Annotated in this window: 22 protein-coding genes and 1 riboswitch; of the genes, 10 read left to right on the top strand and 12 right to left on the bottom strand. The window is 60.8% G+C overall.

Annotated features, from left to right (window positions below):
• Positions 1-3: 3 nt before the first annotated feature.
• Both arsC and arsH read left to right on the top strand, forming a co-directional pair.
• The gene (gene arsC / locus AC1DK3_RS08800; protein WP_477191849.1) at positions 4-426 is read left to right on the top strand and encodes an arsenate reductase (glutaredoxin); all 423 of its coding nucleotides are present in this window, start codon (positions 4-6) and stop codon (positions 424-426) included.
• On the top strand, positions 423-1148 hold the full coding sequence (gene arsH, locus AC1DK3_RS08795; protein WP_477191848.1) for an arsenical resistance protein ArsH: 726 nt from the start codon (positions 423-425) through the stop codon (positions 1146-1148). Before arsC ends, arsH begins: the two co-directional genes overlap by 4 nt.
• Before the next feature lie 4 nt (positions 1149-1152).
• Here arsH and AC1DK3_RS08790 read toward each other — a convergent pair whose 3' ends face one another.
• Positions 1153-1431, bottom strand: a complete 279-nt coding sequence (locus AC1DK3_RS08790; RefSeq protein WP_477192892.1) for a DUF411 domain-containing protein — start codon at positions 1429-1431, stop codon at positions 1153-1155.
• On the opposite strand from AC1DK3_RS08790, the gene AC1DK3_RS08785 reads away from it, so the two are divergent.
• Entirely contained in the window at positions 1382-1558 is a 177-nt protein-coding gene (locus tag AC1DK3_RS08785; protein WP_477192927.1) for a hypothetical protein, read from the top strand. The two genes, AC1DK3_RS08790 and AC1DK3_RS08785, sit on opposite strands and share 50 nt — an antisense overlap.
• A gap of 239 nt (positions 1559-1797) precedes the next feature.
• Here the strand turns inward: AC1DK3_RS08785 and AC1DK3_RS08780 are convergent, their stop codons facing one another.
• From AC1DK3_RS08780 to argH, 6 genes are all read right to left on the bottom strand, one after another.
• Positions 1798-4443: a TIGR02302 family protein gene (locus AC1DK3_RS08780; protein WP_477191847.1), complete on the bottom strand. Its 2646-nt coding sequence runs from the start codon at positions 4441-4443 to the stop codon at positions 1798-1800.
• A gap of 431 nt (positions 4444-4874) precedes the next feature.
• A complete protein-coding gene (locus AC1DK3_RS08775) occupies positions 4875-5735 on the bottom strand; it encodes a VWA domain-containing protein (protein ID WP_477191846.1) in 861 nt (286 codons plus the stop codon).
• Between the two features lie 12 nt (positions 5736-5747).
• The gene (locus tag AC1DK3_RS08770) at positions 5748-6101 is read right to left on the bottom strand and encodes a helix-turn-helix domain-containing protein (RefSeq protein ID WP_477191845.1); all 354 of its coding nucleotides are present in this window, start codon (positions 6099-6101) and stop codon (positions 5748-5750) included.
• A 62-nt stretch (positions 6102-6163) separates the two neighbouring features.
• Positions 6164-7429 (bottom strand): diaminopimelate decarboxylase, encoded by a 1266-nt coding sequence (gene lysA / locus AC1DK3_RS08765; protein ID WP_477191844.1) that lies wholly within the window; start codon positions 7427-7429, stop codon positions 6164-6166.
• An 82-nt stretch (positions 7430-7511) separates the two neighbouring features.
• A complete protein-coding gene (lptM, locus tag AC1DK3_RS08760; protein ID WP_477191843.1) occupies positions 7512-7736 on the bottom strand; it encodes an LPS translocon maturation chaperone LptM in 225 nt (74 codons plus the stop codon).
• Positions 7737-7796: 60 nt separating this feature from the next.
• A complete protein-coding gene (gene argH / locus AC1DK3_RS08755; RefSeq protein ID WP_477191842.1) occupies positions 7797-9206 on the bottom strand; it encodes an argininosuccinate lyase in 1410 nt (469 codons plus the stop codon).
• 40 nt (positions 9207-9246) lie between these two features.
• On the opposite strand from argH, the gene AC1DK3_RS08750 reads away from it, so the two are divergent.
• Positions 9247-9894, top strand: coding sequence for a TlpA family protein disulfide reductase (locus tag AC1DK3_RS08750; RefSeq protein ID WP_477191841.1), 648 nt, complete (start codon positions 9247-9249; stop codon positions 9892-9894).
• A 75-nt stretch (positions 9895-9969) separates the two neighbouring features.
• On the opposite strand, the gene AC1DK3_RS08745 is transcribed toward AC1DK3_RS08750, so the two are convergent.
• From AC1DK3_RS08745 to AC1DK3_RS08735, 3 genes are all read right to left on the bottom strand, one after another.
• Positions 9970-10644 (bottom strand): type II toxin-antitoxin system HicB family antitoxin, encoded by a 675-nt coding sequence (locus AC1DK3_RS08745; RefSeq protein ID WP_477191840.1) that lies wholly within the window; start codon positions 10642-10644, stop codon positions 9970-9972.
• Positions 10645-10653: 9 nt separating this feature from the next.
• Positions 10654-10842: a type II toxin-antitoxin system HicA family toxin gene (locus AC1DK3_RS08740; RefSeq protein ID WP_477192891.1), complete on the bottom strand. Its 189-nt coding sequence runs from the start codon at positions 10840-10842 to the stop codon at positions 10654-10656.
• A gap of 174 nt (positions 10843-11016) precedes the next feature.
• Positions 11017-11265 carry a hypothetical protein gene (locus AC1DK3_RS08735; protein ID WP_477191839.1) on the bottom strand — a complete coding sequence of 83 codons (249 nt, stop codon included), beginning with the start codon at positions 11263-11265 and terminating at the stop codon, positions 11017-11019.
• A 240-nt stretch (positions 11266-11505) separates the two neighbouring features.
• On the opposite strand from AC1DK3_RS08735, the gene dapD reads away from it, so the two are divergent.
• The 3 genes from dapD to dapE are packed head-to-tail and all read left to right on the top strand — an operon-like array spanning position 11506 to position 14308.
• The gene (gene dapD / locus AC1DK3_RS08730; RefSeq protein ID WP_477191838.1) at positions 11506-12348 is read left to right on the top strand and encodes a 2,3,4,5-tetrahydropyridine-2,6-dicarboxylate N-succinyltransferase; all 843 of its coding nucleotides are present in this window, start codon (positions 11506-11508) and stop codon (positions 12346-12348) included.
• Positions 12349-12371: 23 nt separating this feature from the next.
• The gene (locus tag AC1DK3_RS08725; protein ID WP_477191837.1) at positions 12372-13136 is read left to right on the top strand and encodes a hypothetical protein; all 765 of its coding nucleotides are present in this window, start codon (positions 12372-12374) and stop codon (positions 13134-13136) included.
• Entirely contained in the window at positions 13136-14308 is a 1173-nt protein-coding gene (dapE, locus tag AC1DK3_RS08720) for a succinyl-diaminopimelate desuccinylase (RefSeq protein WP_477191836.1), read from the top strand. The genes AC1DK3_RS08725 and dapE overlap by 1 nt, the downstream gene beginning before the upstream one ends.
• 206 nt (positions 14309-14514) lie before the next feature.
• Here the strand turns inward: dapE and AC1DK3_RS08715 are convergent, their stop codons facing one another.
• Together AC1DK3_RS08715 and AC1DK3_RS08710 are read right to left on the bottom strand one after the other, a co-directional pair.
• Positions 14515-14868, bottom strand: coding sequence for an HU family DNA-binding protein (locus AC1DK3_RS08715; protein WP_477191835.1), 354 nt, complete (start codon positions 14866-14868; stop codon positions 14515-14517).
• Between the two features lie 257 nt (positions 14869-15125).
• On the bottom strand, positions 15126-16265 hold the full coding sequence (locus tag AC1DK3_RS08710; protein WP_477191834.1) for a 2'-deoxycytidine 5'-triphosphate deaminase: 1140 nt from the start codon (positions 16263-16265) through the stop codon (positions 15126-15128).
• Positions 16266-16401: 136 nt separating this feature from the next.
• A riboswitch (SAM riboswitch) is annotated at positions 16402-16480 on the top strand.
• Positions 16481-16552: 72 nt separating this feature from the next.
• On the opposite strand from AC1DK3_RS08710, the gene metZ reads away from it, so the two are divergent.
• Genes metZ through argE form a run of 3 tightly spaced genes read left to right on the top strand, consistent with a single transcriptional unit; the run spans position 16553 to position 19412 of the window.
• A complete protein-coding gene (gene metZ / locus AC1DK3_RS08705; RefSeq protein ID WP_477191833.1) occupies positions 16553-17764 on the top strand; it encodes an O-succinylhomoserine sulfhydrylase in 1212 nt (403 codons plus the stop codon).
• Between the two features lie 10 nt (positions 17765-17774).
• Positions 17775-18227, top strand: coding sequence for a Co2+/Mg2+ efflux protein ApaG (gene apaG, locus AC1DK3_RS08700; RefSeq protein WP_477191832.1), 453 nt, complete (start codon positions 17775-17777; stop codon positions 18225-18227).
• Between the two features lie 15 nt (positions 18228-18242).
• Positions 18243-19412: an acetylornithine deacetylase gene (gene argE / locus AC1DK3_RS08695; protein ID WP_477191831.1), complete on the top strand. Its 1170-nt coding sequence runs from the start codon at positions 18243-18245 to the stop codon at positions 19410-19412.
• Positions 19413-19530 lie beyond the last annotated feature (118 nt).

Raw genomic sequence — 19530 nt, 5'->3', positions numbered from 1 at the left:
GATATGAGCATCGCGATTTATCACAATCCCGCCTGCGGAACCTCGCGCAACACGCTCGCCATGATCCGTCAGAGCGGAGAAGAACCGCACATCATCGAATATCTGAAAGAGCCGCCCACCCGCGAACAGCTGGTCCAACTGCTATTGGCGATGAACATGCGTCCCCGCGACCTGCTGCGAGAAAAGGGAACGCCTTACGGCGAACTCGGTCTATCCGACCCGAAATGGACGGACGACGAACTTATCGACTTCATGATGCAGCATCCCATTCTCATCAACAGGCCGATCGTCGTGACGCCACTTGGCGTCCGCCTCTGCCGCCCATCCGAAGCCGTGCTCGAAATTCTGCCCAACCCTGATATCGGCGCGTTCGTGAAGGAAGACGGAGAAACGATCGTAGGCAAGGCGAAATCTAGAACCCAATGACCGATAACCTAACCAATCTTCCAAACGTCGATGCCGCTTGCTTCCGGCGACCGTCACAGGGCGATCTTGAATCACCGAAATCCATCGCTCACAAACCGCGCATACTGCTTCTTTACGGATCGGTGCGCGAACGGTCATACAGCCGTTTTCTGGCCGAGGAAGCAGAACGCCTGTTGCAGGCCTTCGGCGCGGAGACGCGCATTTTTCATCCGCACGGGCTGCCGCTTCCCGACGGTGCGCCAGAGACGCACGATAAAGTGCACGAGCTTCGCGAACTCGCTGCATGGTCTGAAGGACAAGTCTGGTCCTCGCCGGAGCGGCATGGCGCGATGAGCGGGATCATGAAAGCGCAAATCGACTGGATACCATTATCATCCGGCGCGGTGAGACCGACACAAGGCAAGACGCTCGCAGTTATGCAGGTGAGCGGCGGTTCGCAGTCGTTCAACGCCGTCAATCAAATGCGCATATTGGGCCGCTGGATGCGCATGATTACGATCCCCAATCAATCATCCGTCGCAAAGGCGTTTCAGGAATTCGATGAAGCGGGCCGGATGAAACCTTCCGCGTTCTATGACCGCGTCGTCGACGTCATGGAAGAACTCGTGAAATTCACACTTCTGACTCGAGGCAGGTCTGATTATCTCGTTGATCGTTACAGCGAGCGCAAAGAAAGCGCAGAGGCTCTTTCGCGGCGCGTGAATCTCACGCCGGCAACCTGATCAATCACCCGAACGCTTGCGTAGCTCTTCGAGGATTTCGCGCGCACGCTGTGCTCGGTCCTCGTCTCTTGCGTTGGTGAGAAGCTGACTGTCCCTTCAATGATATGGGGCGATCAACTTTGTAACGGCCAAACGATCGCTGCCCATCTTTTGTAAAGAGCACCACCTCATAGGGTTCTGGCTCACCACCCATACCCGGTGAGCCAGCGGGCATTCCGGGAACGGCGAGTCCGATGGCCTGGGGTTTCTCGGCCAGCAGCCGTTGGATAGCATGGAACGGCACATGCCCCTCGATCACATATCCCGAAAGCTCTGCTGTGTGGCAGGACGAGAGCGCGGCCGGCACGCCCAAGCGCGCTTTCATGGCCTTCATTTCCGATGTCTCGGATACGGTCGTCTCAAACCCATGACTGCGCAAATGCTCGACCCAGGCGCTGCAGCATCGGCAGTTGGGGTCTTTGAAGACCTTGAGGGTGGGGGCTGACTGAGCCGCGACGCCAGTCGTCAGCGACGATAGCGCCAATGCGAGACCTCCAAGAACGGCGCGTCGATCGCAATGCTTGGCTTGCTGCATTCGAGGTCCCTCCGAAGACTGAGGCTCGGCGCGACGCGAGCCGGTGACTGCTTTTACCCGGTCATTCAAAAGACGCTAAAAACGCTTCAGCAGCCGGTCGATGTATTCGAGTTCGTCCTGCGGCCTGAGGCTCTCACCCGAACGCTTTCTGAGCTCTTCGAGGATTTCGCGTGCGCGTTGCGCATCGATCGCGTCGGGCACCTTCACGGACGTGCCAAGGTCTGGCCCCTGCGCGCGCTGCGGCCGGCCCATCGGATCGCGCGGAGAGTTGCCGCCGCGGCCCAAACGCTGCTGCGCATTCTTCTGCATCTGCTCGGCCATCTGCTGAGCGCTTTGGCGCATCTGCTCGAGCGCCTGCCCCTGCTGATCGGCGGCTTCGCCAAGATCGTTTTGCTTCAGTGCATCCTCGGCCCTGCCCATCGCATCCTGCGCATTGCCGAGCTTGTCGGGATCGCCCGCACCCATTTCCTCAAGATCTTTTTTCAGCTTGTCGAGTTCGTTGCGAAGCTGCGCCTGACGGTCCTGCAGGCTGCCCTTGCCCTGCTGCTGCCGTCCAGCCGACTTGCCCTGCGAACCCTGCTGGCCTTCGCCCTGCTGGCCGCCACCCTGCTGATCCGCATCCATGTCGCCTTGGCCGCCCTGTTGCTGGCGACCCTGGCCTTGCTGACCCTGCTTGCCTTTGCCGGCCTTCGGTGAGCCCTGACTGTTCGGATCATCCTGCGAGCCGCCCTGTCCTTCCTGGCGGCGCTGCTGACCGTACGTGTCGTCCATCAGCTGCTGTTGTTTGCCGGTGAGGTCGCTCAGCTCGTTGAGCTTCTTCATCATCTGTTGAGCGCGCTGCTGCTGAGCGCGCGCCTCGGGAGAGTTGCTCGCCTGCAGGCGATCCATCAACTCACGTAACTCGGAAAGCATCTTCTCGGCATCGTCGCGCGAGCCTTCCCGCGCGCTCTTCTCGAGATCCTTCATCATCTGGTCGAGATCTTGCTGGCCAAGCTCTTGGTTCTGGTCGCCCTGCTGCTGATCGCCGGAAGGATTTTCCTTCTCCGCGTTCTTCTGCATTTCGTTGAGATAGTCGTTGAGGCGTTTCTTCAGATCCGCCATCGCATCTTGAATTTCTTTGTCGTCGCCCTTTTCGATGGCATCCGACAGACGATCCTGCGCATCCTTGAGCGCGCGCTCCGCCTGTGACAGCGCACCGTCCTCGACCTTGAGCGCGATCTGCCAAAGCTCGGCGATGGACTCGTTCAGCGCCGCGCGCGTCTCTTGACGATCCAGGCGGTGATAAATTGCCCGCAGTCCGAGATAGACGCCGTCGTCGGTTATGAAGCCCTGCGGCTCCATGGTCAGCGCATCGAGCGCCCGCACGACCTTCGGCCGGTTGCGCGAGTCCTCCGCGAGGTACCGCCGTTGCTCGACCAAAGCTCTCGCCAGAGGATTTTTGAAGCGGCGCGACGGCAGTACGATTTCGATCGGCTCACTGCGCCCGACTTGCCCGCCGACATCCGTCGCCTCGAGCCAAAGCTGAACGCGCTGCCCGGCCCACGGATGCTCGCCGATGTCGAGAAGCGCCGACGTATCTACCGTCTTTGCGCCAGGGCGCGGAATTTTGAGGCTGAGCACCGGCGGACGCTCGAGCGGCAACCGCGGTCCCGTGAGCGGCGGCGGCTGCGCCCACGACTTTGCAGCGTCCACGGGCTTCGGCGGCGCCTTGCGCACTTTCACTTCGGCGCTCTGAAGTCCGTAATCGTCTTCCGCCTTGTAAAAAACGCGCATCGACCCGCGCGGCGTGCCGGTGATCTCCTTCGTCAACGCGATCTTCGGCAGCGCGTCGGGAATGACATCGAATGTCCAAATCCCAAGCTCACGCGTTCCGGAAAGGGCGCGAATGCGTGCCGACTTGCGGATCTCGTAGCGCGTCTCCGACACGCTCGAGGTATCGCCCTTCTTCGATTTTTCGGGAGGCACGATGACCGGCGCAGTTGCGCCATCGGTCAAGACTTCAAGCGCGATCCCATCCGCGCCGAAGCCGACACCCCGAAGCGTCAGCAGGCTGCGATCGGGCACCTCGAAAAATTTGATCCTGTCCTTGCCGTCGTCGGCATTTTGCTGCGAGCCATCGGCCAGCAGCACCGGCGGCAGCGCCGTATAAGGCGGCGGCGTGACCCAGGCATCGACACGCGCCGGCGGTCCGGACTCGCCAGTACCGAAACGGAAAGCGGCAGCCAGGCGATCGCTCAGGCTTCCTGTCGCCAGAACCGCGATCGGCACGAACATGACGAGCAAAAGCCCGCGGACGGCCCAGGGATCGAAGCGATCGGTTCTGGGCGCCGGACGCCCGACCCGGAGACGCGAAATCGCCCGCGCCAGTCGTTCCCGATGCGCCTGCCAGATCGCAAACGTGGTGGCGTTCTGGGCGCCGGACGTCAGCGTGTCCTCGTAGGACGTCGCGGGACGGTGCGGAACGTTGGAGCGGCGCTCGATCCGCCGGATCGCGTCTTCCCGCGTCGGCCAGGGAATGCGAACCGCGTAAATGCCAGCCGCGACGGCTGCCAAGGCGAAGGCAGCCAGAAGAATTTTATGAGGGAGCGGGTCTAGGTAAGGCCACAGGCCGAGGAACGACAGCATGACGAACACGAGCGCCACGCCGATCAGCAGCCAGAGCCGCGGCCAAAGTCGCTCGAAAAACAGCGCGATCGTGCTGAGACGGACCTTGCGTGCCAAGGATCGCGAAATATCGGGACCGGGATCCCTGTTCTGGGGCTCTACCATGCGCGCCTAAAGTATCACGGGCCTCTGACCCCGCACGTTAACAAAATGCAACCATGAGGGGCCGAATGACCCGCCTATTCGGCTTTTCTACGGCCTTGTTGTGCACCGGAGACCAACTTGTACGTTAGAGACCAGCCGCGAGGGAACGTACCCGGCCGTTACCCACACTGCGTCATGCCGGCGAAGGCCGGCACCCAACAACGGTCCGCAATCAGCCTCAGCCGGGATGACGGTAGTGGGAGGGGTCTTGGAACGTGAAGGAGAACGACGAAGTCCTCCCTCGCAAGCCAGCGAACAATGAGGTCTTGAGCCGGGCGCCGGCATGATCCACCGACCTGATCCATCGACGCCCGCAATCACAATTACTTCCCTGGAGGGCCGCGTTATTCGCTCCACGCGTCGCCGCGCGGCTTCGACCAGGTGTCCTGATCGGCCGGTGGCGGCACCGGCGCCGCAGTCGGATTTTTGACGCGCTGGAAAAGCTTCTTCAGGCCGCTCGGCTGGTCTTCGTCTTCGTCGTCGACGAGTCCTTTGCCGCCGGTGGCGTCGCCCATAGCCATGCGAAGCTTGGGCGAGAACTTCGGGCTATCGACAAATGCCCGTCTGACGCCCGGAGTGGGAGCCGCCGAATAGGTGGCATTCACGTCAACCACCGCGGCCAATGAGGCTTGCAAACATACCTCGTCGAGAGCGATGCTTGCGACGTTGGCACTTTGAACACCCATGCGAATGCCCTCGCGCGCGCTCTCGAGCCCGGCGCCGAGAAATAGCACGAGCCAGCCGTTCTTCTGCCGTTCCTCGAGAAGCGCCTTGATACTTTCGTAGGTATGTTTGCGGCTCGAATTCTCGAGCCCGTCCGTCACGACGACGAGGATGGCTTTGTCGTCGACAGCGCGTTTGTCGAGGCCGTCAATACCGCGGCCGACGGCGTCGAGCAGCGGCGTGCCACCGCGCGGCTCGAAGTCGGCCGGCGAAATATCGGCTGCCGCAGATAGGGTCGATTTCCGGATGATCTCGTAAGCTTCGGTGTCGAAAATCGCGAGTTCGAAATCGGCGTCCTTCAGATTGACGTCGTTGCGACCCTTCGCGAGATAGGCATTTACGCTTTCGATCGTTGCGGCGCGGCAGTCTTGCATCGACCCCGAACGGTCGAGCACCATGGTGATTGCGGTTTTGGTCGGTTGGGCTTTGGCCTGAGTTTGAGACTGAGCTTGGGACTGATCTTCGGGAGTGGCTTCCGTCATGTCGTCGTCCTTTCAGCTTTCCCAGATGTCCTTGTCGCTCTTGAGCATCCGGGTAATGGCCGCCAGTTTTCCCTCGGACGCGCGCAATCGCGTCTGGAGGTCGGCAGCGTCAGTGTCGACGTGACTCGCGAAAAGCTCAGCAGGATCGAGGCGAACCTCTTCGCAGGCGGCGAGGAACTGCCTGAGCGTCATCTCTGTCGCGCCGTTCTCGATGCGCGAATACTGGCTGTTCGACAGTCCCATCGCTTCCGCGACGGTCGATTGCGTCAACCCGGAAAGCTTGCGCGCTTCCGCTAGACGCCCGCAGATCTCTGCGAGGCGTTCGTCAATGCTTCTGGGTTTCGGGCGTTTCGACACGTATTGCATTTAGTGCAACATGCAATTGCGTCAAGTGCAAGTCGACGGCCGGGCAAAAATTTATTTTTAGCTTACAGCCACGGCGGCAGATGATCCGCCCCGATTAAGTCGTCGTAGGTTGGCCGTGGCCGGACGACGGCATAGCGGTCGCCATCGACCAGCACTTCCGGGATGAGCAAGCGGCTGTTGTAAGTCGACGACATCACCGCCCCATACGCGCCCGCCGACATGACGGCGAGAAGATCCGTCGGCGCGACCGGAGGCAACGTCCTGTCTTCCGCCAGAAAATCGCCCGTCTCGCAAACCGGCCCGACGATATCCTGCTGCATCGGCGACATGTCCGAGCACGCTTCGTTGACCGGCCAGACGTCGTGATAGGCTTCGTAAAGCGTCGGCCGGATCAAGTCGTTCATCGCCGCGTCGACGATCGTGAACGTCTTGTCGTCGCCTTCCTTCACGTAGACGACCTGCGTAACGAGAACGCCCGCGTTGCCGACGATCATGCGGCCGGGCTCCAGAACGAGCTTCAGACCGAGGCCGCCGAGCGTTTCCTTGACGACCGCCGCGTATTCATCGGGTGTCGGCGGAATATCGTTCGCGCCCCGATACGGGATGCCGAGACCGCCGCCGATATCGAGATGTTCGAGCGCGATACCGTCAGCCTTGAGATCGCGCGCAAGATCGGCAAGCAGTCGAAACGCATCGCGGAACGGCGCGAGATCCGTGATCTGGCTGCCGATGTGCATATGGATGCCCGAGATCTTGATGCCCGGAAGTTTGGCGGCTTCCGCATAGAGCCGCCGCGCGTCCTCATAGGGCACGCCGAACTTGTTTTCGGCTTTGCCCGTCGAGATTTTCGCGTGCGTTTTGGCATCGACGTCAGGATTGACGCGAATGGCGATGGACGCGGTACGGCCAATCGCCGTCGCGACGTCGCTCAGCGCGTTAAGCTCCGGCTCGCTCTCGACGTTGAAACCGTGAATGCCTTCTTCGAGCGCGTAGGCCATCTCACCGCGCGTCTTGCCGACGCCGGCGAAAATGATCTTCGATGCCGGAACTCCCGCGGCCCGGGCACGCCGGAGTTCGCCTTCCGAGACGACGTCCATGCCGGCGCCGAGGCGGGCCATCGTCGTCAGCACGGCCTGATTGGAGTTCGCCTTGACGGCAAAGCAAATGAGCGCGTCCTGCCCTTTGAACGCCCGCGCCAGAACCTCGTAATGACGCACGAGCGTCGCGGTCGAATAGCAATAGAAGGGCGTCCCGACCTCCGCCGCGATGCGTGCGAGGCTCACGTCCTCGGCATGAAGGATGCCGGACTTGTACTGAAAGTGATGCATGGGAAGCGCTTCTAGCGGATGAGAAAGACCCGCGTCACCGGAAAAGACGAGGAGGCTTCAAAAAACCGGCCGAGCGAACCGGCTAGCGTAGCAGCGGATCTAACAAGAACGATTCGTGCGGCTTCTGCGGAGCATCCGAGTTCTCGCCGGCGGCATGCGCATCGGGCGATTTCGCGTCACCGGCCGCCTTGGCGGCAGGCGGCGGCTCGACAGGCCCTTTAACGCCGCAGCCCGCAAAACCGGCGCAAGCCGCGCCGACCAGCGCCACTGCGACCCAGGATTTCGTGCTGCGTGAGAGCACGGCCATGCCAAAAATACTCCAAAACCGTTCAGCCCGCTCGAATGGCAGGCGCTGAGAGAAAGACTTTTAGACCTTCCCTCGTGCCTTTTCCAACCGCCTCAGCCACTGGCGAGCCATTTTGGCGACGTTCTGTGGCGCGGTTCCCCCATAACTCGTCCGGCTCTTGACCGAGTTCTCCACAGACAGCACCGAAAATACGGCTTTCGTGATGCGCGGCTCGACGGCCTGCATGTCCGTTAGGCTCAATTGATCGAGATCGACGCCCTTCGCTTCCGCCGCCTTGACGATCGTCCCAGTCACATGATGGGCGTCGCGGAACGGCATTTTGAGCTCCCGGACGAGCCAATCGGCAAGATCGGTCGCCGTCGAGTACCCGCGCCCGGCGGCAGCTCGCATAGCCTCGGCATTGGGTTCGAGATCCGTAATCATGCCCGCCATCGCCGCCATCACGAGACGCAGGCTCGAGAACGCGTCGAACGTCGTCTCCTTGTCCTCCTGCATGTCCTTCGAATAGGCGAGCGGCAGCCCCTTCATCACGATGACGAGGCCCTGGAAGGCCGCCGCGATCCGCCCGACCTTGGCGCGCGCCAGCTCGGCGGCATCCGGATTGCGCTTCTGCGGCATGATCGACGAGCCGGTCGTGAAACGATCCGACAGTTTCACGAAGCCGAACAGCGGCGTCATCCAGATGACGATCTCTTCGGCAAGGCGCGAGAAATGCACAGCCGTGATGGTCGCCGCGGCAAGAGCTTCGAGCGCGAAATCGCGATCGGAAACGCCATCGAGCGAGTTCGCCATCGGCCTGTCGAAGCCAAGCGCCTGCGCCGTCTGCTCCCGGTCGATCGGGAACGACGTTCCGGCGAGCGCCGCCGAACCGAGCGGAGATTCATTGAGACGCTTCCGCGCATCCGCGAACCGGCCCCGGTCCCGCGCGATCATTTCGACGTACGCCAGAAGATGATGACCGAACGTCACGGGTTGCGCAGGTTGTAGATGCGTGAAGCCCGGCATGACGGTCGCGGCGTGCGCCTCGGCCTTCCCGGCGAGCGCCTGCTGCACGTTTGCGAGAGCTTCATCGATCCCGTCGATGGCGTCGCGCACGAAAAGCCTGAAATCGGTCGCCACCTGATCGTTCCGCGACCGCGCGGTATGAAGCCGCCCCGCAGCCGGCCCGATCAGCTCTTTCAGCCGGTTTTCGACGTTCATGTGCACGTCTTCGAGCGCGCGGGAGAATTCGAACGTCCCCGCGTCGATCTCCGCCTTGATCTTGTCGAGGCCTTTTGCAATCTCGCGAGCATCGGATTTGGTTATGATGCCGGCGTCCGCCAGCATCGCGGCATGCGCCTTCGAGCCGCGAATGTCTTGGGGCGCAAGCTGCTTGTCGAAGCCGATCGAGGCATTTATCTCCTGCATGATCTCGGCAGGAGACATTGCGAAACGGCCACCCCACATGGTGTTGGCTGGCTTGTCGGTCACGAGCGACTCCGTATCAGAGAAGAGAACAAGGTTACCAAAAATGACAGCGAACGGCGCGGGAGGCCCGCAGAAAGCCCTTTGGACTGTGGCGCTATCGGCGTTGGTCGGGTTCGGCGCCGTATACGTTATCGGAGGCGGGTTGGGCAACGCCGGACCTGAAAAATCCGTCACCGCCGCCCAGGATTTATCGCCGCCCAAGGCCGAACCATCGGCCGGATCGTCCTCCAAGCTCGGAGAAATGGCGGCATTCGTCACGAAGAAGACGCCCGAGCCCCTCCCCGACATCACCTTTCAGGATGCAAACGGCAAGGACGTCAAGCTGTCGAGCCTGAAGGGCAAGACCATCCTTCTCAATCTCTGGGCAACGTGGTGTGAGCCCTGCCGCGAAGAGATGCCCGCGCTCGACCGTCTGCAGAAAGCACTCGGCGGCGACAAGTTCGAGGTCGTGGCGCTGAGCCTCGACCGCAAGGGCTATGACGCTTCGCGCAAGTTCCTCACCGATATGAAGGTCGATAATCTCACGCTCTATGTCGATCCGAGCGCCAAGCAGGGCATGGCGCTGAAGCTTCTAGGAATGCCGACCACGATCCTCATCAACAAGGATGGATTGGAAGTCGGACGGCTGGCAGGCCCCGCGAAATGGGATTCCGACGACGCCAAAAAGCTTATCGAGGCGGCGACGAACTGACCACCTCGAGCAGCTAATCAAAAATGAATTGACGTTCGGCGCCCCGAACGGACGGACGGACGAACGGACGGCGAATTATTTCTTCTTCGTCTTCTGTGTCAGCGCCGAAGCCGCAACCGACTTGGCAGCCTTGCTCGCCTTCGGATCATGCAGGATTTTCGACGCGGCCGACGCGACCTTCTTGCTCGTCGTCTCTTTCGGGCTGCCGGTCTGCGTGAGTGCCGAAGCCGCGACCGTCTTCTCAGCCTTGGTCGCCGTTTTGCTCTTCAGCACCATCGAGGCTGCCGAGGAAACCTTCTTGCTGGTGACTTCCGATTTTGTTTGTACGCCGACCTTCCGGCTGACGACCGCACCTACCTGCTCACCAAGGCGAGCTGCAATCGCCTCGGAAACGAACTCAGAGCGATTCATGCCTACAGCTCGAGCGGTCCTGTCGATCCCAGCGACCAAGTTCGTATCCAGCATAAGATTATACCGAGCCTTCCGACTCGCATTGATCAATGGAATAGCAATGAAGAATGCACCGTTAGCGACATCAGTCTTGATCGAAGGATCATCAAGAAGATCCGATACCGATCGTGACTGTGGAAGCTCATCCTGGTCACTGGCGAAAAGGGTCAATGCAAGTTGAGCCTGCACGAGCAGGTCATCTTCCGAGTCCGCCGCGGAAAAGCATCCTGGAAGATCCGGAAAGCTAATGCCGAACGAACTATCAGGGTCTTTATGCACAATTGCGAAATATGTGTTCATACCCGACTCCTACAACCACCCCACATGCTTCGCGATTGCCCGAGCCGTACCGGTCGGCAAATCCCGCCTTGGATGCGGCACTATAACTGTCTTGCGGGTGTCGGGATGTCGAAGCTTGTGATGCGAGCCTTCGATGCTGACCAATAGCCAGCCTTCCTGCTTGAGCCGCGCCAATATCTGTCGGCTGTTTCGCTCAATATGCGCACCGCTCATAATTCGTGTGTATATATATACACACCCTTAGCTTGTCAAGGGATAGCCGAACATCAAAAGCTTATCGAGGCGGCGACGAACTGACCACCTCGAGCCGCTAATCAAAAATGAATTGACGTTCGGCGCCCCGAACGGACGGACGGACGACCGGACGGCGAATTATTTCTTCTTCGTCTTCTGGGTCAGCGCCGAAGCCGCAACCGACTTGGCAGCCTTGCTCGCCTTCGGATCATGCAGGATTTTCGAGGCGGCCGACGCGACCTTCTTGCTCGTCGTTTCCTTTGGGCTGCCGGTCTGCGTGAGTGCCGAAGCCGCGACCGACTTCTCAGCCTTGGTCGCCGTTTTGCTCTTCAGCACCATCGAGGCTGCCGAGGAAACCTTTTTGCTGGTGACTTCCGATTTCGCCATGGACGTCGCTTCCTTGTTCCGGGGCCGCGGAAGTGCGGTCCGGAGAGCATGCACCATGCCCGATTCGAATTCACCGTGTAATGACGACCGGCACCTGTTTTCATCCGCATTATACGCTTAACCTGACCCAGGATGCTGAGACACACCAATCGGCCCAGTGCTCCGAATTGACACCCCGCGCCCGAGAGGCGACAAGCGCGTCTCAAACACCAAGCCGCACAGCATCGGAGACGCTTTCCCATGGCCCACGACGACCTCAAGAAAACAATCGAAACGGCGTGGGAAGCTCGCGACGGCATTTCGTTCGACACGAAAGGGCCCGTCCGCGACGCCGTCGAAACCGCCCTCAACCTTCTCGACAAAGGCGAGGCACGCGTCGCCGAGAAGACGGACGGCACCTGGGTCGTCAATCAATGGCTGAAAATGGCGGTCCTTTTGTCGTTCCGTCTCAATGACATGGAAATGATCCCCGGCGGCCCGGCAGGCAGCTTCTACTGGGACAAGGTGCCCCCGAAGTTCGCGGGCTGGACCGAAGCAGACTTCCGCAAGGGCGGCTTCCGCGTGCTGCCCGGCGCCATCGTCCGCCGTTCCGCTTACATCGCGCCGGGCGCCGTTTTGCTCCCCTCGTTCGTCAACCTCGGCGCCTACGTCGGCAGCGGCACGATGGTCGACACCTGGGCGACGGTCGGAAGCTGCGCTCAGATCGGGAAAAACTGCCACATTTCCGGCGGTGCCGGCATCGGCGGCGTGCTTGAACCCCTCCAGGCCGGACCCGTCGTCATCGAGGACAACTGTTTCATCGGCGCCCGCGCCGAGGTTGCCGAAGGCGTCCAGGTCGGCGAAGGCTCTGTCCTCTCGATGGGCGTCTACATCGGCGCCTCGACGACGATCATCGATCGCGCCACGGGCGAAAAAATGTTCGGCAAGGTGCCTCCCTATTCCGTCATCGTATCGGGTACGATGCCGGGCAAGCCTCTCCCGAACGGGGAACCGGGTCCAAACCTCTACTGCGCCGTGATCGTCAAGCGCGTCGACGAAAAGACTCGCAGCAAGACAAGCATCAACGAGCTTCTCAGGGACTAAGGGGAAGCTCAGGGATTGAGTGGATGCAGGTGAAAACGCCGTCGAAATACCGGACGCTTGATCCAAGGCTCATTACGGCGAGCCTCGATCAACTTGCCCGGCGTATCGACGAGCGTTTCCCCGGCGCAGGCCTTGCGAACGTCTGCCGCGACCTGCTCGCGCTCGCCAGGGAGACGGCAACCGCGGCGCAGGAAATCAATCGGCCGCACTTTTTCCTGCGCTTCATCATCTGGCTCGCGATCACGGCAGGCGTTGCCCTGCTGATCGTGGTCGCCCAGCTCATTTTAGGCGGTACAAAGGCTAACGACGACCTCTTCGGCACGCTGCAGGGCATCGATTCCGGCTTCAACATCGTCGTGCTGATGGGCGCGACGCTGTTCTTCGTCTCATCGCTCGAAGCGCGCTGGAAACAGCGGAAGGCCCTCTTCGCACTCCACGAGTTCCGCTCCATCATCCACGTCATCGATATGCATCAGCTGACGAAAGACCCGAGCATGCTGGCGGCCGTGCACACATCGAGCTCGCCGGACCGCAGCCTGTCGCCGTTCGAACTCGTGCGTTATCTCGACTACTGCTCCGAAATGTTGTCGCTCACTGCCAAGCTTGCGGCACTCTACGCCGAGAAGCTCAGCGATCCCGTTGTGGTCGATACGGTCGGCGACCTCGAACGGCTGACCTCGGATCTTTCAGGTAAGATCTGGCAGAAGATCACGATCGTGCAGAGCCTCGAAGGCCGCGACATTCCGTTGCCTTCCGCCGGTCAGCTAATTGGAAGTCAAACTGCATAATGACCCTAATTCCGACAAATCCCGTCGCGCTCTCACAAGCGCTCATTCGCTGCGAAAGCGTAACGCCCGACGAAGCAGGCGCACTGACGCTTCTGCAGAACGTGCTCGAACCTGCAGGCTTCACCTGTCATCGCCTCGTCTTCTCCGAACCCGGCACGCCCGACGTCGATAACTTGTACGCGCGCCTCGGCACGGGCCGGCCGCACCTCTCCTTCGCCGGACATACCGACGTCGTGCCAGTCGGCAACGAAGCAGCCTGGACCGTGCCGCCGTTCGCCGGCGAAGTCCGCGACGGCATTCTCTACGGCCGCGGCGCAGTCGACATGAAGGGCTGCATCGGGGCGTTCGTCGCGGCTTCGATGAAATACATCCACCACTATAACGGCCTGCCGCGCGGCTCCCTGTCGTTCATCATCACGGGCGACGAGGAAGGCCCGTCGATCAACGGGACGATGAAAATCCTCGATTGGTTGAAGGCCCGCGACGAAGTCATCGACGCTTGCCTCGTCGGCGAGCCGTCAAATCCCAACGCTCTCGGCGACGAAATTCGCATCGGACGCCGCGGCTCGCTCAACGTCGATCTGACCGTACACGGCATTCAAGGCCATTCCGCCTATCCACAAATCGCCGACAATCCGGTGCCGAAACTGGCGCGCATCATCGACCGCCTTTCGACAACGAAGCTCGACGACGGAACGGAAAACTTCCAGCCGTCGAACCTCCAAGTAACGGTGATCTCCGTTCCGAACACCGCGACGAACGTCATACCGGGACGCGCCATCGCGAAGCTCAACATCCGCTATAATGACGGCTGGACGCGCCCGGCGATTGAAGAGTGGGTGCGGAAAACGGCGGCAAGCGCCGCATCCGAAGTCGATGCCAAATACGATCTGGCATTCTCGGGGACAGGCGACGTTTTCCTGACGAAACCGGGCCCTCTCGTCTCGACGCTCAAAGACGCCGTCAAATCCGTCACCGGCCGCACGCCCGCCTTGACGACCGGCGGCGGAACTTCCGATGCGCGCTTCATCAAGGACGTCTGTCCCGTCGTCGAATTTGGCCTCGTCAACAAAACCATCCATCAGGTTGACGAACGCACAAGCGTCGCCGACCTCGAAACGCTGACCGAAATCTACGGCCGCTTCATCACCGACTTTTTCCGCAACGGTTGAATATAGGCGTCATCCTCGGCCGAGCGCGCGAGCCTTCGTTTCGGGCGGCCGGCGCGCGGAACGCGTGTCGCCCGAAACAAAACAAATACCTCAACCCGAAACAAGGCCCGCGCTGGCGGCCGGCTCCGCGAAGCGGAGTCGCCAGCGCCAACAAAAAAGGCCGCCATCGCTGGCGGCCTTTTCGAATTACCCCGCTGGAGCGATCGTTAGACCGACTCTTTCAGCTCTTTCGCGGCGCGGAAGGCGATCTTCTTCGAAGCCTTGATCTTGATGGCTTCGCCCGTTGCCGGGTTGCGGCCCATGCGCGCCGGACGCTTGCGAACCTGCAGAACGCCGAGACCGCCGATGCGGATGCGAGCGCCCTTCTTGAGGTTCTTTGAAATCTGAGCGACGAGATCTTCGAGCAGTGCAACCGACTGCTTCTTCGGGATCTCGTGAGCTTCCGCGAGCGTCGCGGCAATATGCTTCAAAGTAACGGTTTCAACTTTAGCCGCGGCTTTAGCCGGAGCCTTAGCTGGTGACTTGGCTGATGTCTTAGCTGGCGCAGCTGCCTTTGCCATTGTCGTCCCTCTTATGCGAATCGGTTTGGTATCAAACACTACATCGTTGAAACCCAAAAACATGCGTTTTTCAGGCCTTTTTCGAATGAAGCCGGCGAAAAGAGCAGCATTTGTGGCCCGAAAGCAAGCGTCATCATGGGGGTTACACGCAAAAAAGCCGTCGAAACCGCAGTTTTCCGTGCAGTTTTATGCAATGAGCGCGCTGAACGAGGGATAAAAAATCGAAACTTCGCCGCGGCATGCGCCGTCCAAAGATATTATTTGAAATGCTTTGAGAGTTTCAGACCCTGGCCCTGGTAGTTCGATTTCAGCCCCTGGCCGTAAAGAGTTTCGGGCGTCTCGGTCATCCGTTCGTAGATAAGTCGACCGATGATTTGCCCGTCTTCGAGAATGAACGGCACCTTGTGCGAACGCACTTCGAGGACGACGCGCGAGCCATTGCCCCCTGCCGCTGCGTGTCCGAAGCCCGGATCCATGAAGCCCGCATAATGCACGCGAAATTCGCCGACGAGCGGATTGAACGGCACCATTTCTGCCGCGTGCGTGGGCGGCACATGCACAGCTTCCTTGGAAGCCAGAATGTAGAACTGATCGGGATCGAGAATGAGCCGCTGCTTATCCTTGACGAAGATCGGGTCCCAGTAATCGCCGACCGGATACGTGCCGACTTTGTCGACGTCGACGACGCCGGTATGCCGCCGCGCGCGAAATCCGACCAGGCCCGTTGCGTCGCCCGCAAGATCGACGGTGAGCGCAATGCCGCCGGAAATGTCCGCGTTCTCCGCCGAGACGAGACGCTCGCGAAGCTGCAATTCGCGCAGCGCCGCATCGCTATCGGCGGCAGGACCGTTGCGAAAGCGGATCTGCGACAACCGCGATCCTTTGCGAACGACGATCGGAAACGTCTGAGGACATATCTCCGCGTAAAGCGGTCCGTTATAGGCGCGGGGAATTTGATCGAACGCTCCGACGCCGTCGGCGATGACGCGCGTGAAAACGTCGAGCCGGCCCGTCGAGCTTTTCGGGTTAGCCGACGCTTCGACGTCGGCCGGCAACGCGAGCGACTCGAGCAGCGGCACGATATAGACGCAGCCCGTTTCGAGAACCGCGCCTTGGCTCAAGCTGATCGTGTGCAACGCTAGATCGTCGAGATTGGTCTGGACGCGGCCGCCGGGCCTTGGAAGAAAACTCGCGCGCACCCGGTACGCGACAGCGCCGAGCCTGAGGTCGAGGCTCGCGGGCTGCACTTGTCCCTCGGCGACCGGCTCCGCGATCGCGATCTCGCCGTCTGCAATCATCCGGGAAATCGCTTGCGCCGGTAGAATGCCGACACCTCGCTCCCGCCGCTTCGACGCCGGATGAGCTTTCTCGGATAACGCTTTTTCAGATTTCGTCATGGCGCCGGTCTACCCCTTCGGCATCGTCTAAAGTACACCAGACCCTTCGCCAAGCGCGACAATGTCTGCAATAACCGTTATTCGCGCCCCATCGACGCCGCCTCTTGACGCCGCAGAGTACGGGGGGTAATTCCGCACCACACTTCGTGGTCCTTTGGCCGGCCGGCTTGCAGCCACGTTAAACAAGTCGCTAAAGAGGCCGTGTGCGCTCCCGGTTTCCCGCGCCCGGCCTTTCGTCAGCCGGTGCCTATGGACCGGGATTTTTATTGCGCGAAAGGCCGTTTCCAATGGCGAATGACGAACAGTTCCCGTCCAATAACCCGGCTTGGCGGCCCGCCACGGCGCTCGTCCATGGCGGCATCACCCGGTCCGAATGGGGCGAGACTTCTGAAGCCCTCCATCTGACGCAGGGCTTCGTCTACAAAAGCGCAGAGCAGGCCGAGGCGCGCTTCAAGCAGGAAGACCCGGGATTCCAATACACGCGCTTCGGAAACCCGACGATCTCGATGTTCGAAGATCGCCTGACGATTTTCGAAGGCGCAGAAGAATGCCGCGCCACCGCAACGGGCATGGCCGCCGTTACCGCCTCGATGCTCTCATATATGAGAACCGGCGATCACGTCGTCGCAGCGCGGGCGCTCTTCGGCTCCTGCCGCTACATCGTCGAGACGCTCTGTCCGCGCTTCGGCATCGAAGCGACGCTCGTCGATGGGAAAGACCTCGACGCCTGGCGCAACGCTGTTCGCCCGAACACCAAGATGTTCTTCTTCGAGACGCCATCCAATCCGGCTCTCGAGCTGGTCGACATCGCCGCAGTTTGCAAGATCGCACGCGATAACGGCATCCTGTCCATCGTCGACAACGTATTCGCGACGCCGATGCTGCAGCGGCCGTTGGCGCTCGGCGCCGACATCGTCGTCTATTCGACGACGAAGCACATCGACGGCCAGGGCCGCTGCCTCGGCGGCGCCGTTCTCGGCAAAAGCGAATTCATCACAAAATACGTACAGGAGTGGGTACGCCAGACCGGCCCCTCTATGAGCCCATTCAATGCCTGGGTCATGTTGAAGGGCCTCGAAACGCTGCCCATTCGCGTCAAGGCTCAATGCGAAACGTCTGCCAAAATTGCAGACCTTCTGGCAGGCCTGAAGGGCGTGACCCGGGTGATATACCCGGGACGGGCGGATCATCCCCAGGCGGCGCTTGCACAGAAGCAGATGCCGGGCGGCGGCCAGATGATCGCATTCGAGGTCGAGGGTGGTAAACAGGGCGCCTTCCGGTGCCTCAATGCGCTCCGTTTGATCAGGCTTTCGAACAACCTGGGCGACGCGAAAAGCCTCGTCACGCATCCCGCGACGACCACCCATTTCAAGCTCACGCCGGAGCAGCGCTCGGAACTCGGCATTAGTGATGGTATGATCCGTCTCTCGATCGGACTTGAAGCGGTCGAAGATTTAGCAGACGATCTCACTAATGCGGTGAAGAGGGTCACGGGGTAACGGGGATAATATGAGTAAAAGTACGCCGACTTCGTCATCGAGAAAGGCCGCTTCGGCTGCCGCCTTCCATCCCTATGAAGCGACGACGCGCGGTATCCGCATCCGTGTCGAACCGCGCTACATGGAAGATCAGTCGTCTCCCGAAGATAGCCACTTCGTGTGGTCTTACGCCGTCGAGATCAGCAACGACGGCGGCGAGACCGTCCAGCTCAAATCGCGCATGTGGCGGATCACGGACGCACTCGGCCGGACCGAAGAGGTTCGCGGCGCCGGCGTCGTCGGCCAGACGCCGGTGATCGCACCCGGCAAGTCGTTCCAATACACGTCGGGTTGTCCCTTGAAGACGCCTCAGGGTATCATGGTCGGCAGCTATCAGATGTCGGACGAGACGGGAAAGCTTTTCGACGTCGCCATTCCCGCCTTCTCGCTCGATAGCCCCTATACCCGACGCAGCATGAACTGAACCCGGCGATAGCCGATGAGCGCAGCAAGAGGCCCAATCCTTACTCCCGTTGAATTGCTCGCGCGCCTCGTGGCCTTCGACACGACGAGCTACAAGAACAATCTTGGCCTGATCGCGTTCGTCGAAGATTATCTTCGAGGCCACGGCGTGCCGTCGCAACGGATCGTCAGCGACGACGGCCAGAAATCCTCGCTCTACGCAACGATCGGCCCGGCTGACGAAGGCGGCATCGCTCTCTCCGGCCACACCGACGTCGTACCCGTCGATGGGCAGGATTGGACGAGCGACCCGTTCACGCTGAGAGCGGAAGGCGGCCGGCTCTATGGCCGCGGCTCTGCCGATATGAAAGGCTTTCTCGCAGCTTCGCTCGCGGCCGTTCCCGATTTCAAGAAGCGCAAACTCAAGAAGCCGATCCATCTCGCCTTCTCCTATGATGAGGAGGTCGGCTGCATCGGCGTTCGCCCGATGATCGCCGAACTCGGCAAGGCGCTTCCCAAACCACGCATGGTGATCGTCGGCGAGCCGACGAGCATGCAGGTCGTCGACGCCCACAAAGGTCCAGTCCGCTGGCGCGTCGACGTCAAGGGACGAGCGGCGCATTCGAGCATGGCGCATCTCGGTGTGAACGCGGTCACCTACGCGACCCGCTTGATCAGCGAACTCGACCGCGTGGAAACCGAGCTGAAGCAGCGCGTCATCGACGTTCGCTTCGAGCCACCCTATTCGACTCTGCAAGTGACGACGATCGACGGCGGCACGGCCACCAATATCGTTCCCGTGCATTGCAGCTTCGTTTTCGATATCCGTGCGTTGCCGGGATTGAACCCCGACGAGATCGAGGATCGGTTGCGCCGCTATGCCGAAACGCATTGCCTCCCCGAGATGCGCGCGATCGCCTCGGAAGCCGGCATCGACATCGAGCGCGTCAATGCCGTTCCACCCTTTGGCGCCGAACCGTCATCCGAGGTCGTCGCGCTCGCTTTGAAATTGACGGGCCAGAACCAAACGTATGGCGTTTCATACGGCACCGAGGCCGCCCTCTTTCAGGATGCGGGCGCGCCATCTGTCGTCTGCGGTCCGGGCGATATCGCTCAGGCGCACACAGCCGACGAATGGATCGCCGAAACCGAGATCGCAAAATGCATGGGCTTTCTGGATCGCCTCGGCGCCTGGGCAGAGACCTAAGGCCGCAACTCATCTCGCAATGCAGCGAAAATCCATCCACCGCAGGGAGTTAGACGAGGCCAGACCGAGTGTGACTTGCCTACGACATACCGTGCGACAATCTTGCGGACCCACCACT

The organism is Hyphomicrobium sp. 01T421 (assembly GCF_056398805.1).
The sequence above is the reverse complement of the archived record's forward strand: the minus strand, read 5'-3'. Positions and strand labels throughout refer to the sequence as shown.

What these genes read in the sequence shown, in the direction of transcription:
- AC1DK3_RS08785 (WP_477192927.1), top strand. Translation starts at nt 1,382, where the DNA reads ATGGCCTGGGGTTTCTCGGCCAGCAGCCGTTGGATAGCATGGAACGGC.
- AC1DK3_RS08715 (WP_477191835.1), bottom strand. Translation starts at nt 14,868, where the DNA reads ATGGCAAAGGCAGCTGCGCCAGCTAAGACATCAGCCAAGTCACCAGCT.
- AC1DK3_RS08725 (WP_477191837.1), top strand. Translation starts at nt 12,372, where the DNA reads ATGCAGGTGAAAACGCCGTCGAAATACCGGACGCTTGATCCAAGGCTC.
- argE (WP_477191831.1), top strand. Translation starts at nt 18,243, where the DNA reads ATGAGCGCAGCAAGAGGCCCAATCCTTACTCCCGTTGAATTGCTCGCG.
- AC1DK3_RS08775 (WP_477191846.1), bottom strand. Translation starts at nt 5,735, where the DNA reads ATGACGGAAGCCACTCCCGAAGATCAGTCCCAAGCTCAGTCTCAAACT.
- dapD (WP_477191838.1), top strand. Translation starts at nt 11,506, where the DNA reads ATGGCCCACGACGACCTCAAGAAAACAATCGAAACGGCGTGGGAAGCT.
- AC1DK3_RS08745 (WP_477191840.1), bottom strand. Translation starts at nt 10,644, where the DNA reads ATGAACACATATTTCGCAATTGTGCATAAAGACCCTGATAGTTCGTTC.
- AC1DK3_RS08710 (WP_477191834.1), bottom strand. Translation starts at nt 16,265, where the DNA reads ATGACGAAATCTGAAAAAGCGTTATCCGAGAAAGCTCATCCGGCGTCG.
- lptM (WP_477191843.1), bottom strand. Translation starts at nt 7,736, where the DNA reads ATGGCCGTGCTCTCACGCAGCACGAAATCCTGGGTCGCAGTGGCGCTG.
- AC1DK3_RS08750 (WP_477191841.1), top strand. Translation starts at nt 9,247, where the DNA reads ATGACAGCGAACGGCGCGGGAGGCCCGCAGAAAGCCCTTTGGACTGTG.
- apaG (WP_477191832.1), top strand. Translation starts at nt 17,775, where the DNA reads ATGAGTAAAAGTACGCCGACTTCGTCATCGAGAAAGGCCGCTTCGGCT.
- AC1DK3_RS08735 (WP_477191839.1), bottom strand. Translation starts at nt 11,265, where the DNA reads ATGGCGAAATCGGAAGTCACCAGCAAAAAGGTTTCCTCGGCAGCCTCG.
- metZ (WP_477191833.1), top strand. Translation starts at nt 16,553, where the DNA reads ATGGCGAATGACGAACAGTTCCCGTCCAATAACCCGGCTTGGCGGCCC.
- lysA (WP_477191844.1), bottom strand. Translation starts at nt 7,429, where the DNA reads ATGCATCACTTTCAGTACAAGTCCGGCATCCTTCATGCCGAGGACGTG.
- AC1DK3_RS08770 (WP_477191845.1), bottom strand. Translation starts at nt 6,101, where the DNA reads ATGCAATACGTGTCGAAACGCCCGAAACCCAGAAGCATTGACGAACGC.
- arsH (WP_477191848.1), top strand. Translation starts at nt 423, where the DNA reads ATGACCGATAACCTAACCAATCTTCCAAACGTCGATGCCGCTTGCTTC.
- dapE (WP_477191836.1), top strand. Translation starts at nt 13,136, where the DNA reads ATGACCCTAATTCCGACAAATCCCGTCGCGCTCTCACAAGCGCTCATT.
- arsC (WP_477191849.1), top strand. Translation starts at nt 4, where the DNA reads ATGAGCATCGCGATTTATCACAATCCCGCCTGCGGAACCTCGCGCAAC.